13 protein-coding genes and 3 tRNA genes are annotated in these 14,483 nt (G+C 34.9%); 9 read left to right on the top strand and 7 right to left on the bottom strand.

What is annotated here, in order from left to right:
* The first annotated feature begins 2 nt into the window (after window positions 1–2).
* Complete coding sequence (locus EQG63_RS10985) at window positions 3–575, top strand: hypothetical protein (RefSeq protein WP_129436425.1); 573 nt, start codon at window positions 3–5, stop codon at window positions 573–575.
* On the opposite strand, the gene EQG63_RS10980 is transcribed toward EQG63_RS10985, so the two are convergent.
* The 4 genes from EQG63_RS10980 to EQG63_RS10965 form a co-directional block, all read right to left on the bottom strand.
* Window positions 556–1,170: a M15 family metallopeptidase gene (locus tag EQG63_RS10980; protein WP_129436424.1), complete on the bottom strand. Its 615-nt coding sequence runs from the start codon at window positions 1,168–1,170 to the stop codon at window positions 556–558. The two genes, EQG63_RS10985 and EQG63_RS10980, sit on opposite strands and share 20 nt — an antisense overlap.
* 73 nt (window positions 1,171–1,243) lie before the next feature.
* Window positions 1,244–1,317, bottom strand: a tRNA-Arg gene (locus EQG63_RS10975).
* Between the two features lie 31 nt (window positions 1,318–1,348).
* Window positions 1,349–1,423 (bottom strand) — tRNA-Pro (locus EQG63_RS10970).
* Window positions 1,424–1,437: 14 nt separating this feature from the next.
* Window positions 1,438–1,521: transfer RNA gene (locus EQG63_RS10965), tRNA-Ser, on the bottom strand.
* A 258-nt stretch (window positions 1,522–1,779) separates the two neighbouring features.
* On the opposite strand from EQG63_RS10965, the gene EQG63_RS10960 reads away from it, so the two are divergent.
* Window positions 1,780–2,955 (top strand): acetyl-CoA C-acyltransferase, encoded by a 1,176-nt coding sequence (locus tag EQG63_RS10960; protein ID WP_129436423.1) that lies wholly within the window; start codon window positions 1,780–1,782, stop codon window positions 2,953–2,955.
* Window positions 2,956–3,033: 78 nt separating this feature from the next.
* Complete coding sequence (locus tag EQG63_RS10955; RefSeq protein WP_129436422.1) at window positions 3,034–3,795, top strand: C40 family peptidase; 762 nt, start codon at window positions 3,034–3,036, stop codon at window positions 3,793–3,795.
* 49 nt (window positions 3,796–3,844) lie between these two features.
* Here EQG63_RS10955 and EQG63_RS10950 read toward each other — a convergent pair whose 3' ends face one another.
* Together EQG63_RS10950 and gyrA are read right to left on the bottom strand one after the other, a co-directional pair.
* Entirely contained in the window at window positions 3,845–5,119 is a 1,275-nt protein-coding gene (locus EQG63_RS10950; RefSeq protein ID WP_129436421.1) for a tetratricopeptide repeat protein, read from the bottom strand.
* Window positions 5,120–5,187: 68 nt separating this feature from the next.
* A complete protein-coding gene (gene gyrA, locus EQG63_RS10945; protein ID WP_129436420.1) occupies window positions 5,188–7,755 on the bottom strand; it encodes a DNA gyrase subunit A in 2,568 nt (855 codons plus the stop codon).
* Window positions 7,756–8,014: 259 nt separating this feature from the next.
* On the opposite strand from gyrA, the gene EQG63_RS10940 reads away from it, so the two are divergent.
* Genes EQG63_RS10940 through EQG63_RS10915 form a run of 6 tightly spaced genes read left to right on the top strand, consistent with a single transcriptional unit; the run spans window position 8,015 to window position 13,870 of the window.
* A complete protein-coding gene (locus tag EQG63_RS10940) occupies window positions 8,015–10,561 on the top strand; it encodes an ATP-dependent Clp protease ATP-binding subunit (RefSeq protein ID WP_129436419.1) in 2,547 nt (848 codons plus the stop codon).
* Between the two features lie 58 nt (window positions 10,562–10,619).
* Window positions 10,620–11,990, top strand: coding sequence for a 30S ribosomal protein S6--L-glutamate ligase (rimK, locus tag EQG63_RS10935; protein ID WP_129436418.1), 1,371 nt, complete (start codon window positions 10,620–10,622; stop codon window positions 11,988–11,990).
* On the top strand, window positions 11,990–12,490 hold the full coding sequence (locus tag EQG63_RS10930) for a DUF421 domain-containing protein (protein WP_129436417.1): 501 nt from the start codon (window positions 11,990–11,992) through the stop codon (window positions 12,488–12,490). The genes rimK and EQG63_RS10930 overlap by 1 nt, the downstream gene beginning before the upstream one ends.
* On the top strand, window positions 12,487–13,065 hold the full coding sequence (locus EQG63_RS10925; protein WP_129436416.1) for a TMEM175 family protein: 579 nt from the start codon (window positions 12,487–12,489) through the stop codon (window positions 13,063–13,065). The genes EQG63_RS10930 and EQG63_RS10925 overlap by 4 nt, the downstream gene beginning before the upstream one ends.
* 11 nt (window positions 13,066–13,076) lie before the next feature.
* Window positions 13,077–13,505 carry an SRPBCC family protein gene (locus EQG63_RS10920; RefSeq protein ID WP_129436415.1) on the top strand — a complete coding sequence of 143 codons (429 nt, stop codon included), beginning with the start codon at window positions 13,077–13,079 and terminating at the stop codon, window positions 13,503–13,505.
* 2 nt (window positions 13,506–13,507) lie between these two features.
* Window positions 13,508–13,870: a DUF1304 domain-containing protein gene (locus EQG63_RS10915; protein ID WP_129436414.1), complete on the top strand. Its 363-nt coding sequence runs from the start codon at window positions 13,508–13,510 to the stop codon at window positions 13,868–13,870.
* A 33-nt stretch (window positions 13,871–13,903) separates the two neighbouring features.
* Here EQG63_RS10915 and EQG63_RS10910 read toward each other — a convergent pair whose 3' ends face one another.
* On the bottom strand, window positions 13,904–14,482 hold the full coding sequence (locus tag EQG63_RS10910; protein ID WP_129436413.1) for a dual specificity protein phosphatase family protein: 579 nt from the start codon (window positions 14,480–14,482) through the stop codon (window positions 13,904–13,906).
* Between the last annotated feature and the right edge of the window lies 1 nt (window position 14,483).

Below are 14,483 nucleotides of genomic sequence, written 5' to 3'. Positions count from 1 at the left end.
TCATGAAAATCAAAATACTTTTTTTCTTTTTATTTATTCAAACCTTCATTTTTGCTCAAAAACCTTGCGATTATGCAGTTAACGTAACCGATTCTATTGGTACATTGAAAGAAACCAAAAGTTGTTTGGTTTATGAAAAAGTATTTGGAAACAAATCGACTTTGATTTTTATGTCACTACAATCGGTGAATGGTGTTCCGGTTTTGAAAATGGAATACATTCAAAAAAGTAACGATTTCGATGCTCCTAAATGTCTAGATAAAAATTCAAGAATTATTTTCCAGTTATCAAACGGAAAAATCTATACGTTAATTAACGGCGAAGAACCGAAATGTGATAATTTGGTTTACAATGAAAAAGAAAAAACCAATAATCGATTTCTAGAGGCTAGTTTTTTGTTTTTAAAAGATGATTTTGAAGAAATTACAAAACATTCGATTTCATTAATGCGAATCCGTTTTTCTGGTAGTTCTGAAGATTATGTTTTTCACAAAGAACTAACGTCTGAAACATTGAAAGAAACCTATAAACCCGATTCTTTCTTTATTGACAACTTTAATTGCATTGCCAATTAAAATTAGACAATTTATCTTTTTTCGCCCCTTCTAAATTATAATGCCACCATTCAGAATCAAACGATTCAAAACCATTTCGTAGCATTATTTTTTTGAGTAATTTTCTGTTTTTTAAGATGGGTTTCGCAAATTCTTTGAAGTCATGTCCCGATTCGGGTCCGAAAAAATCAAAAGAAGTACCCATATCGAGTGCTGTTCCTGTTTCGTCAACTAAAGTAATATCAACAGCTCCTCCTCTATTGTGAATAGAACCACGAGCGGGATTGGCTACATAATTGGCATCTGGAACTATTTTCCACATTTTCTTCTGAACATCCAAAGGGCGATAACAATCAAAAATTTTAATGCGATATCCTTTTCTGATAAAATCATTATTGGCTTCAACTAACGCTTTAATAGTTTTAAATCGCAAATAACACGCTTCACATTCATACACTTTTGCCTTTAAAAAATTATCAGTCGTTGCATATTTCATATCCAACACAAAATCTTGTGAATATTCTTTTAAATTCACAAAAGTTGAATCGGCAACAACAGTTTGCGCCTGTAAACTAACTGCAAAAAAGAAACACACAAAAGAAAATATCGTTTTCATCAAGATTTTTTTTAGGAGAAAGATAGTTAACTTATAGGAATAAAAAAAGCCCCGTAAATACGAGACTTTTCTGTGATCGCGCTAGGATTCGAACCTAGGACCTACTCATTAGAAGTGAGTTGCTCTATCCAGCTGAGCTACGCAACCTAAAATTTTTAAAAAGCAATGCTTTATTTTGTCGGGGTGGCAGGATTCGAACCTGCGACCTCCTGGTCCCAAACCAGGCGCGATAACCGGGCTACGCTACACCCCGAAGGCAAAAAAAAGCGGAGAGACAGGGACTCGAACCCTGGCGACAGTTACCCGTCGACAGATTAGCAATCTGCTCCATTACCGCTCTGGCACCTCTCCTGTTGCAAAGAACTTAACCTTTTTTGCGGTTGCAAATGTAATGTATCAAACCGTTATTACCAACTTTTTAAGTTACTTTTTTGATAGATTTTTTACATATTTTTTGAAACTGCTTAAAATCAACAGGATACATTAATCGCTATTCCACAAATAAAAACTAAAAATACACAAAAATCCGAATAAATAAAGTTAAAAAGGAGTTATAAAATCTTTTTAAAATTAGTAAATTCGCACCTATAATTTAGTAAATCATTCAAAATGAAAAAAGTTGTTATAGTATCAGCGGCTCGTACTCCAATTGGAAGTTTTATGGGAGCGTTATCTAGTGTTTCTGCTCCACAATTAGGCGCTGTGGCTATTAAAGGTGCTTTAGACAAAATAAATTTAAACCCAGCTTTAGTAAATGAAGTATATATGGGTAATGTTGTTCAAGCTGGTGTAGGACAAGCTCCTGCGAGACAAGCTGCAATTTTTGCAGGATTATCAAATGATGTTGCATGTACTACAGTTAATAAAGTTTGTGCTTCCGGCATGAAATCGGTAATGTTAGGCGCACAAGCTATTATGTGTGGTGATGCAGAAATCGTTGTAGCAGGTGGAATGGAAAACATGAGTTTAATTCCACATTATGTTCACCTAAGAAATGGTGTTAAATTTGGTCCAACTTCGATGCAAGACGGAATGCAAAAAGACGGATTAGTAGATGCTTATGATCAACAAGCCATGGGTGTTTTTGCTGATTTGTGTGCTTCAGAATATAAAATTTCACGTGAAGAACAAGATAATTTTGCTATTCAATCGTATACAAGATCGGCAAAGGCTTGGGAAGCTGGAAAATTTAATTCTGAAATTGTTCCGGTAACAATTCCACAAAGAAAAGGAGACCCTATTGTGGTTTCTAAAGACGAAGAATACACTAATGTAAAATTAGATAAAATCCCGGCTCTTAATGCCGTTTTCACTAAAGAGGGAACTGTAACTGCTGCCAATGCATCAACAATCAACGATGGTGCTGCTGCTTTAGTTTTAATGAGCGAAGAAAAAGCATTAGCAATGGGATTAAAACCATTAGCTTATATTAAAGGATATGCCGATGCTGCACAAGAACCAAAATGGTTTACTACAGCTCCAGCTAAGGCCCTACCAATTGCATTAAACAAAGCAGGAGTTTCATTGTCTGAAGTAGATTTCTTTGAGTTCAACGAAGCGTTCTCAGTGGTAGGTTTAGCCAACGCCAAAATTTTAGGTTTGGATAATGATAAAGTTAACGTAAACGGTGGAGCCGTTTCATTAGGTCATCCACTTGGATGTTCTGGAGCAAGAATCATTGTGACTTTAATCAATGTTCTAGAACAAAACAATGCCAAAATTGGTGCAGCTGCTATTTGCAATGGTGGTGGTGGTGCTTCAGCAATTGTTATCGAAAAAGCTTAAGTAATAGATTATAGAATTAACAATTAACAATTGATAATAGAAACTTTATTATCAATTGTTAATTATCAAGAATAGCCAATGTTTGGACTTTGCAATCTAGCCAATATCCCTTTACGTTTAGAACCAAGTGACAGAAGCGAATTAGTTTCGCAAGTGTTGTTTGGAGAACATTTCACTATTTTAGAACAAAATCAAAAATGGTCTAAAATAAAACTGGCTTATGATGATTATGAAGGTTGGATTGACAACAAGCAATTTGTAGCCATTACAGAAGAACAGTTCCATCAACTTTCAAAAGATTCGATTGTTTTAAATGCTGATTTAATAGAATATATCACCTCTCCGAATAATTTGTTAATGCCAATTCCGTTAGGAGCCTCCTTGTCATTTTTAAATTATGATACCATCAATACCGATAATTTAAATTTTGAAGGCTTAAAAACCAGTGGTGAAAAAGCAAAAAAGGAAATCATCAATACCGCGTTTATGTACATGCACGCTCCGTATTTATGGGGCGGAAAAACGCCTTTTGGGATTGATTGCTCTGGATTTACTCAGATGGTGTATAAACTAAATGGTTATAAATTACAAAGAGATGCCTCACAACAAGCTAATCAAGGAGATCCATTAAGTTTCATAGAAGAAAGCGAACCTGGAGATTTAGCCTTCTTTGACAATGAAGATGGGAATATCATTCATGTAGGCATTATTATGGAAGATAATTACATCATTCATGCAAGTGGCAAAGTTCGTATTGATCGTTTGGATCATTTGGGCATTTATAACGCCGAACTTAACAGACACACTCACAAACTAAGAGTAATAAAGAAAATAATATAAATAAAAAAGTCCTGAAATTCAGGACTTTTTTTATTCTTTATAAAGAGTATTATCTTGCTTTTAATGCTTTTGCTTTTTCAGTCATATCTAAAGCGTTGTACATGTTTAAAAGAGTTGACTTGATGTCTTTATCTCCAACAAATAAATCGTAGGCTTTCTCTAAATAAGGAATAGCTGATTTGTACATCACTTCTCTTTTCGCTTTAAGAGCATCATACTTTTTCATATCTGCCGCTGAAGTCCCTAACTTATTCATGGCATCAACAATTTCTTTTTCACCGTCTAATTTTAAAACAGCTAAATTCATGTAGGCGTTTTTATATTGCGGATTGATAGCAATTGCTTTTAAATAATATCCTTCAGCGTCAATTTTGGTTTGTTTATCAGATGATTGTGAGGAAACAACTCCTAAATTATAATACAAATCAGCATTGTTTGGGTCTTTAGCCAATACTTCAGTAACCAAATTTTTATACGTCACATAGTCTTTTGCTTGAAGATATAAATCAGCTTCCGACATAATTAAAGAAACATCATCAGGGTTCGCTTTTCTAGCATCTACAATTGCCTTTTTAGCAGCTGCAGCATCTCCTTTTTGAATATAAATCAAAGAAATATTTTTATAAATTTCACCTCTTTTAGAAGGAATTTGCTCTGTTTTAGGATCTGAGTGGGTACCTAATTTTATAGCAAAATCCCTATCTTTCAAAGTAGAAAAAGTTTCTTCTTGATTGTTTGATTTATTTTTAGCCGAATAAGTAACGCCTTTCCCCGAATAATTAAGCCCTTTCAATTTATTATAATAGTCTAGCGCCATATCATAATCTTGTGCGTTAATTGCCGTTGAAGCTGCATAATACAACATGGTGGTATCTTTTTTATCCAATTGATACACTTCATATAATTTCAATGCACTTTCTTTGTATTTCTTTTGATTACTATCTGTTACTGCACTATTTGTCAAAAGTCCTTTTACATCAATTAAAGACGTTTGTGCCTGCTCAGTGAATTTAGCTTTCCCAGAACTTTTTTCAACAGCAACTAATTCATTAAATGCTTTGGCAGCCTCTAAAAGATTTTTTCCTTCGTCTACATTTTTCTTTGCTAATTCTAAATTTGCATTTCCTAATATGAAATAATATTGCGCTTTTAAAGCATCGTCTCCATTCACAATTTTAAATGCTACTGCATCTAAAGTGGCTTTTGCATCTGCCGCATTTCCAGCTTTTAAAGATTTATCAGCTGCTTTAACTTCGTCTTTTTGAGCAAATGTTGCAAACGATGCAAACAAAGCAGTTGCTATTGCTAAATTTTTAATTTTCATTATTTGTGATTTTAAATTTGATTATAGAATTTACAATAACTATGCCTATTCTATTTTTATACTAATTTTTATTCGTTATCTTGAGTATCTTCAGATGTTTCATTTGTTTCTGGTTCTTCTCCTTCAACCGCCTCAACATCAATTACACCTTCTTCCGATTCTTCAATTTCATCTTCGCGCATTACTTTACAAACTGCTGCAATAGAATCGTTTCCTTTGATATTGATTAAGCGAACCCCTTGCGTTGCACGTCCCATTACACGTAAATCGGAAACTTTCATACGAATCGTTAAACCAGACTTATTAATAATCATTAAATCATCTTCGTCAGTTACATTATTGATAGAAATCAACGCTCCAGTTTTCTCAGTAATGTTTAAAGTTTTCACCCCTTTACCTCCACGGTTGGTGATACGATACACATCTTCTCCATCTTCATCTACCAATTTGGTACGTTTACCATAACCATTTTCGGTCACAACTAACAATTGCGAATCGTTAACATGATCTCTATCAATTGATACCATTCCGATTACTTCGTCTTTTTCATCCGCCAATGTAATTCCGCGAACTCCCGAAGCAGTACGCCCCATTGGTCTTGTTTTTTCTTCTTCGAAGCGAACCAATTTACCAGACTTCACAGCAATTAAAACTTGACTATTTCCAGTCGTTAATTTTGCTTCTAATAATTCGTCACCATCTTTTATGGTAATGGCAGCAACACCATTAACTCTTGGACGAGAATATTGCTCTAAAGAAGTTTTCTTCACTTGACCTTCTTTAGTTACCATTATAACGCAATGGTTGTTAATATATTCTTGATCTTTTAAATCTTGTGTACAAATAAATGCTTTTACTTTATCTTCATTTTCGATGTTGATAAGGTTTTGAATTGCACGTCCTTTGGCTGTTTTGCTTCCTTCCGGAATTTCATACACACGCATCCAGAAACATTTCCCTTTTTGCGTAAAGAATAACATATATTGGTGATTTGTTGCCACATACATATGTTCTAAGAAATCGGCATCACGCGTTCCAGCTGATTTTTGTCCGACTCCTCCTCTATTTTGTGTTTTGTATTCCGATAAAGGAGTACGTTTGATATAACCCGCGTGAGAAATAGTGATCACCACTTGCTCATCGGCAATTAAATCTTCAATACTTACATCACCACCAGAATACTCGATAGTCGAACGACGGGCATCTCCGTACTTATCTTTGATTTCTACTAATTCATCTTTAATTACTTGCATTCTCATTTCTTTACTAGCCAATAACTCTTTTAAGTAGTTGATGGTTTTCATGATTTCTTCGAATTCTGCACGTAACTTATCTTGCTCTAGACCCGTTAACTGACGCAAACGCATTTCTACAATGGCACGTGCTTGAATTTCAGATAAATTAAAACGTTCAATTAATTTTGCTCGTGCCTCGTCTCCATCTTTAGAACTTCTAATTAATTGAATTACTTCGTCAATATTATCGGAAGCAATAATTAAACCTTCTAAAATATGTGCTCTTTCTTCTGCTTTACGTAAATCAAACTGTGCACGACGTGTTACTACATCATGACGGTGCTCTACGAAATAATGAATTAAGTCTTTTAAGTTTAACATTTGAGGTCTTCCTTTCACCAATGCGATATTATTCACACTGAAAGAAGACTGTAATTGCGTATATTTATAAAGAGTATTTAAAACTACGTTTGGAACAGCATCACGTTTTAGAATGTAAACGATACGCATACCATTTCTATCCGATTCGTCACGAATAGTCGAAATCCCTTCAATTTTTTTATCATTCACCAAATCGGCCGTATGTTTAATCATATTGGCTTTATTGACTTGGTACGGAATTTCAGTCACGATAATGCATTCGCGACCATCAACCTCTTCAAAACCAACTTTAGCACGCATTACTACACGTCCACGTCCTGTTTTGAATGCTTCTCTTACACCATCCATTCCGTAGATAATACCTCCGGTTGGAAAATCTGGCGCTTTTATATAGTTGATTAATTCATCTATTTCAATATCATTATTATCAATGTATGCTAAAGTACCATCGATAACTTCCGTTAAATTGTGCGGCGCCATATTAGTAGCCATACCTACTGCAATACCCGAAGCACCATTTACTAATAAGTTAGGTACTTTAGTAGGCATTACTTTTGGTTCTTCTAACGTATCGTCAAAATTTAATTGAAAATCAACTGTTTCTTTTTCGATATCGGCCAACATTTCTTCCGAGAATTTTTTCATTCTCGCCTCGGTGTAACGCATTGCTGCTGGGCTATCTCCATCAACCGAACCAAAGTTCCCTTGACCGTCAACCATTAAGTAACGTAAACTCCATTCTTGAGCCATACGAACCATCGCATCATATACTGATGTATCTCCATGTGGGTGATATTTACCCAATACTTCACCGACAATTCTCGCCGACTTTTTATGGGCTCTATTTGAATAAACTCCTAATTCGTGCATACCGAACAATACTCTACGGTGTACAGGTTTCAAACCATCTCTTACATCAGGTAACGCACGTGATACAATAACCGACATCGAATAATCGATGTAAGCTGATTTCATTTCGTCTTCAATGTTAATTGGAATTAACTTTTCTCCTTCAGACATACGTATTTATATTATGTATTTAAATTATTTTCTAAACGCGCTAATATACGCATTTCTGACTTTTTTAATAGTATTTCAATTGTCAGATTTCAACTATTTATTAACAAAAAGTAGTAGTACTTTGGTTAATAAATTATAGCCTATTTAATTTTTGTTTCCCAATATTTTTCGTCAATTAGCATGACAGTACCTCAAGAGAGGAATGATTTTTGCATTTCCTATCATAAATCACTAAATTTACAATACTAATCACAACGATATGGATGATAATTTTTCACCAAGAGTTAAAGATGTAATTACTTACAGCAAGGAAGAAGCATTACGTTTGGGTCACGATTTTATCGGGACTGAACACCTTATGCTTGGGATTTTGAGAGACGGAAATGGTTCTGCCATTAATATATTAAACAATCTTTCTATTGATTTAGAACATTTACGCAGAAAAGTTGAAATCTTAAGCCCTGCCAATCCTAATCCGATAGCAGGAAATGACAAGAAAAACCTACACCTAACGCGTCAAGCCGAAAGAGCGCTAAAAACCACATTTTTGGAGGCTAAGGTTTTTCAAAGTTCCTCTATAAGTACTGCTCACTTATTACTGTGTATTTTACGCAATGAAAACGACCCAACCACTAAATTATTAAACAAGCTAAAAATCGATTACGATATAGCTAAAGAACAATATTTGACTATGCAACCAAACGAAGAAGATTTTCAAGACAATTTCCCGAAAAACGAGTCTTCCTATGGAGACGATTCAGGACAAGATGACAGCTTTAAAGAAGGCAATTTTAATAATCCTGCCAATAAATCAAATAAAAAATCTAAAACCCCTGTTTTAGATAACTTTGGGCGTGACCTAACCGAAATGGCCGAAGAAGGGAAATTGGATCCTGTAGTAGGACGTGAAAAAGAAATAGAACGTGTTTCTCAAATTTTAAGCCGAAGAAAAAAGAACAATCCGCTATTAATTGGTGAACCAGGAGTGGGGAAATCAGCCATTGCAGAAGGTTTAGCACTTCGAATTATACAAAAGAAAGTTTCAAGAATTTTATACGGAAAACGTGTAGTCACCCTTGATTTGGCTTCGCTTGTAGCCGGAACAAAATACCGTGGACAATTCGAAGAGCGTATGAAAGCAGTTATGAATGAATTGGAGAAAAATGACGATATCATTCTTTTCATAGATGAAATTCATACGATAGTTGGCGCTGGTGGTGCTACCGGTTCCCTAGATGCTTCCAATATGTTTAAACCTGCTTTAGCTAGAGGTGAAATACAATGTATTGGTGCCACAACCTTAGATGAATACCGTCAGTACATCGAAAAAGATGGTGCTTTAGAGCGTCGTTTTCAAAAAGTGATTGTCGATCCTACCTCTATTGAAGAAACGATTACAATTCTGAACAATATCAAAGGTAAATACGAAGACCACCATAGTGTTTCGTATACACCTGAAGCAATTGAAGCCTGTGTAAAACTAACCGAACGCTATATGAGCGAACGCTTTTTACCAGACAAAGCTATCGATGCATTAGACGAAGCCGGTTCTCGCGTACACATCACGAATATCGATGTTCCAAAACAAATTTTAGATTTAGAGCGTCAATTAGAAGAAGTTCGTGAGTTAAAAAATACAGTTGTCAAACGTCAGAAATACGAAGAAGCAGCTAAGCTTCGTGATGATGAAAAACGTTTAGAAAAAGATTTAGCTATTGCGCAAGAGCAATGGGAAGAAGATTCAAAAAACAATCGTATTCAAGTTACTGAAGATAACGTTGCTGATGTGGTTTCTATGATGACAGGAATTCCTGTAAATCGAATCGCACAAACCGAAAGTAACAAATTAGCGCATTTACCTGAATTAATTGAGAACAAAGTTATTGGACAAAAAGAAGCGGTTCAAAAAATTGCTCGTGCCATACAACGAAACCGTGCAGGATTGAAAGACCCAAACAAACCAATTGGTTCTTTTATTTTCTTAGGTCAAACTGGTGTAGGTAAAACACAATTGGCGAAAGTTTTGGCCAAAGAATTATTTGATTCTGAAGATGCTTTAGTTCGTATCGACATGAGTGAATACATGGAAAAATTTGCTATTTCACGATTGGTTGGTGCACCTCCGGGATATGTAGGTTATGAAGAAGGTGGACAATTAACGGAGAAAGTACGTCGCAAACCGTATTGTGTAGTGCTTCTAGATGAAATTGAAAAAGCGCATCCAGATGTATTTAACATGATGTTACAAGTACTTGACGATGGTTATTTAACCGATAGTTTGGGACGTAAAATTGATTTCAGAAATACTATCATTATCATGACGTCTAATGTAGGTGCACGTCAATTAAAAGATTTCGGGCAAGGTGTTGGTTTTGGTACAAGTGCAAAAACCAATCAAGCAGATGAACATTCAAAAGGAGTAATTGAAAATGCTCTGAAAAAAACATTTGCTCCTGAATTTTTAAATCGAATTGATGATGTTATTGTTTTCAATGCTTTGGAAAAAGAAGACATTAATTTAATTATCGAAATTGAATTAAAAAAATTATTTGGAAGAGTAAAAGATTTAGGATACACATTAATTTTATCAGAAGAAGCCAAAGCTTTTATTGCCGATAAAGGTTTCGACAAACAATTTGGAGCGCGACCTTTAAAGCGTGCCATTCAAAAATATGTGGAAGACGCTTTGGCGGAAGAAATTATCACCTCCAAAATTCACGAAGGCGATACCATAGAAATGGATTTGGATTCTGATTTACAAGAACTCAAAGTAAAAGTCAAAAAAGCTCAAAAACCTACTAATTAGTAGGTTTTTTTATTGAAAATAATATACTAACTTAGTTCTTTAATATAAAAAACATTTTATGCCTTCTAGCAAAGTAATTATTGGAAGTGAAGAATGGTGCTCTTTTCCCGAATTGCAAATTCCGTACATCAAAGCTCGTGTAGATTCTGGTGCTAAAACTTCAGCCTTACACGCTTTAAATATTACTCCATTTTTAAGAAATAATGAAAATTGGGTACAGTTTGAAGTCAATCCCCTTCAAAATAACACCAAAATAACCAAACGTTGCGAAGCACGATTAATTGATAAACGCGTTGTGAAAAGTTCCAGTGGTTTTCGTGAACAACGTTATGTGATACAAACCCAATTACAATTAGGCGAGAAAACTTGGACAATAGAAGTTACACTTACCAATCGAGATTCGATGGGTTTCCGTATGCTTTTGGGACGAGAAGCAATGATGGGAAGAATCGTAGTGGATCCGGAAGAAAAATATCAATTGGGACAAGCCTCTTTCGATGAAATAAAAAATTACTACAAATCGTCAGAAGTGGTAAAAAACGGATTACGAATTGGTGTTTTAGCTAGTAATCCCGAATTATACAGTAACCGCAGAATTATGGAAGCGGGAGAATTACGTGGTCATGAAATGCATTTCTTGAATATTAAAGAATGTTATATGAAACTCGATGCGACCACACCGGAAATTCATTACCGTGGCGGAAGAGTATTAAACGATTTCGATGCGATTATTCCTCGTATTCGCCCGAGTATTACGTTCTATGGTTGTGCCTTAACTCGTCAATTTGAAGCGTTAAAAGTGTATACGTTAAATTCTGCGGCATCCATCACCCAATCGAGAGATAAATTATTTTCACTACAATTACTTTTAAATCACGGGGTGGATATTCCCACCACAGGTTTTGCCAATTCTCCTTTAGATACCGATGATTTGATTAAAATGGTAGGCGGCTCTCCTTTAATCGTAAAACTATTGGAAGGCACACAAGGAAAAGGTGTTGTTTTGGCGGAAACCAAAAAAGCAGCCGAATCAGTAATCAATGCTTTCAAGAGTTTGAATGCCAATATTTTAGTGCAAGAATTCATTAAAGAAGCCAATGGTAAAGATTTACGTCTATTTGTGGTAGATGGTAAAGTAGTTGCTTCGATGCAACGTGAAGCTGCTCCTGGCGAGTTCAGAGCGAATATTCACATGGGAGGAACAGCTTCGGTAGTAAAAGTAACGGCTGCAGAGAAAAAAATAGCCATCAAAGCGGCAAAAGCCATGGATCTAAAAGTGGCTGGAGTAGATATCATTCGTTCTTCTAAAGGACCATTATTACTAGAAGTAAACTCTTCGCCTGGATTGGAAGGGATTGAAGGCGCTACTCATAAAGATATTGCTGGGGAGATGATTAAAGCGATTGAGAAAAATTTTAAAATCAAATAATGAATCCATTTCTTGACATCACGCTACGAAGTGTAGCTGTTTATTTTTTTATGATAATTGCTTTGCGTCTATTTGGCAAAAAAGAATTATCACAATTAAACACTGCTGATGTCATTTTGATTTTGTTGATCAGTAATTCGGTTCAAAATGCCATGGTTGGTAGTAATTCTAGCTTACTTGGTGGAATAGTCGCTGCTCTTGCCTTATTTTCAATCAATTTTATTTTTAAGAAGGTAATGCTCAAATCAAATTTTATTAAAAATATTGTGCAAGACAAACCGGAAATACTGATTCACAACGGAAAAACCTATTATAAAACGTTAGCGCGTTTGGGAATAACTTCAGAAGAATTGGAAGAAGCCATTCGAGAACATGGTGTAGAACATCAAAATGATGTAAAATTGGCCATGTTTGAAATTGACGGAAACATTAGTATTATTTCGGGAGATGACATCAAACAAACCAAACACAAAAAGAAAATTCACAAATCATTAACATGAATAAAAACAGACTAGAAGCCTTTAGTGACGGAGTACTAGCCATAATTATTACTATCATGGTTTTAGAAATTCGAACTCCAGACGGAACCAATTTTAAATCGCTTTTAAAATTATTCCCTGTCTTTATCAGTTATGTTTTAAGTTTTATATACGTGGGAATCTATTGGAACAATCACCACCACATGATGCATACGGTAAAAAAAGTAACAGGAGGAATTCTTTGGGCCAACCTACATTTGTTGTTTTGGCTTTCCCTTATTCCATTTTCGACAGCTTGGATTGGCGAGCATCATTTTGCAGCTTTCCCCATGCTTTTTTATGGCTTTGTCCTTTTGATGTGTGCCCTCGCCTATTTTATCCTGCAACATCAAATCATAAAAAAACACGGAAACGAATCTTTATTAGCTCAAGCAATCGGAAAAGATTTCAAAGGAAAAGTTTCTGTTGTTTTATATGTTCTAGCCATTTTATCTACCTATTATCATGAAGTTATTTCGGCGGTAATATATATTTTAGTAGCTTTAATGTGGTTAATTCCTGATAAGCGAATCGAAAAACTTTTAGACAACGATTAATTCAAATTTTCATGCCAACAATTTACCACGATTTTACGATTAATACATCTAAAGAAAAAGTATTTGAAGCTATTAGCACTCCTTATGGTTTAGACAATTGGTGGACGCAAAGAAGTAGCGGAAAACAAGAAATTGGATCCATTTTTAATTTATATTTTACTGAAGAATACAATTGGTTTGCCGAAATCTCCATTTTAAAACACAATGAACAAGTAGAATTTAAAATGACAAAAGCTATGGAAGAATGGTTACCCACTAGCTTCGGATTTATTTTAAAAGAAGAAAAACCAGAAGTAACTTCAGTTCAATTTTATCATAAAGATTGGACAGAAATCAGCAAAGAATATCGAGTAGCGAATTTTTGTTGGGCGGATTTGCTTCGTCAAATGAAACAATACTTAGAAAAAGGAATTATCACACCATTTAACGAAAGAAGCTAATTATGAACATCATCGCAAAAATTATTATCGGATTGGTAACCTTTATCCACATTTATATTGTGTGGTTAGAAATGTTTGCTTGGACGACAAAAGCCCCCAAAGTATTTAAAACGATTCCAAAAGATTTATTTGTACCAACAAAAGTGTTGGCAGCTAATCAAGGATTATATAACGGATTCTTAGCAGCTGGGTTAATCTGGTCGCTTTTAATTTGCAATCCTGAGTGGTCAAAAAATATTGCGCTATTCTTTTTAGGATGTGTGGCAGTAGCTGGAATTTACGGAGCCATAACCGCTTCTAAACGTATTTTATACGTACAAACAGTTCCAGCTGTGTTGGGGATTTTAGCGGTATTGTTTTTATAAAAAAAGGCAGAATTTAAAATTCTGCCCTTTTTTTTATTCCTGCTTATCGTTTCTTTTCACGTAATTATGCAAATAGTCACCTTTTGGTTTTCCTAAATCGAAAGAACTAAATTTGGTTAAAAAACGAGTACTCGTTCTAGCTTCATCTTTGTCCATTCCTTCGTATTCAATTCGGTAAATCGCCGAATACATTTCAGCACGACCCACACCGTGGTAACAATGAATCAGTACAGGATAATTATCCTTATTGTCCATTATCGTAAAAAAAGAATCCAAATTTTCTTGTTTCGGAACTTGATCCGAACCGTTATTAAAATACGTAACGCCAGCAATTTTAGCCACTGCTTCTCGCTCTGCAGTTAATTCTTCAGGGATTTCAGGGTTATTGACTAAATCGGCAGTACCTGGAAAACGCAAATCAATAATACTTTTAATCTTGTATTTCTTTACATATTCTTCAATTTCATCTGGTGGAATAACACCACTTTTATATACTTTTCCTTCGGTAATGGTTTCAAAATTATGATTGATATTCATATCATAATAATATTTAGCGCCAAAAAGAGCACCCAATGACAATACGATAACAACTATTTTTTTATACGTTTTCATA

It is taken from the genome of Flavobacterium amnicola (assembly GCF_004122165.1).
Lineage (GTDB): Bacteria > Bacteroidota > Bacteroidia > Flavobacteriales > Flavobacteriaceae > Flavobacterium > Flavobacterium amnicola.
Note: the sequence above shows the minus strand (reverse complement) of the source record. Positions and strands in the feature narration are given on the sequence as shown.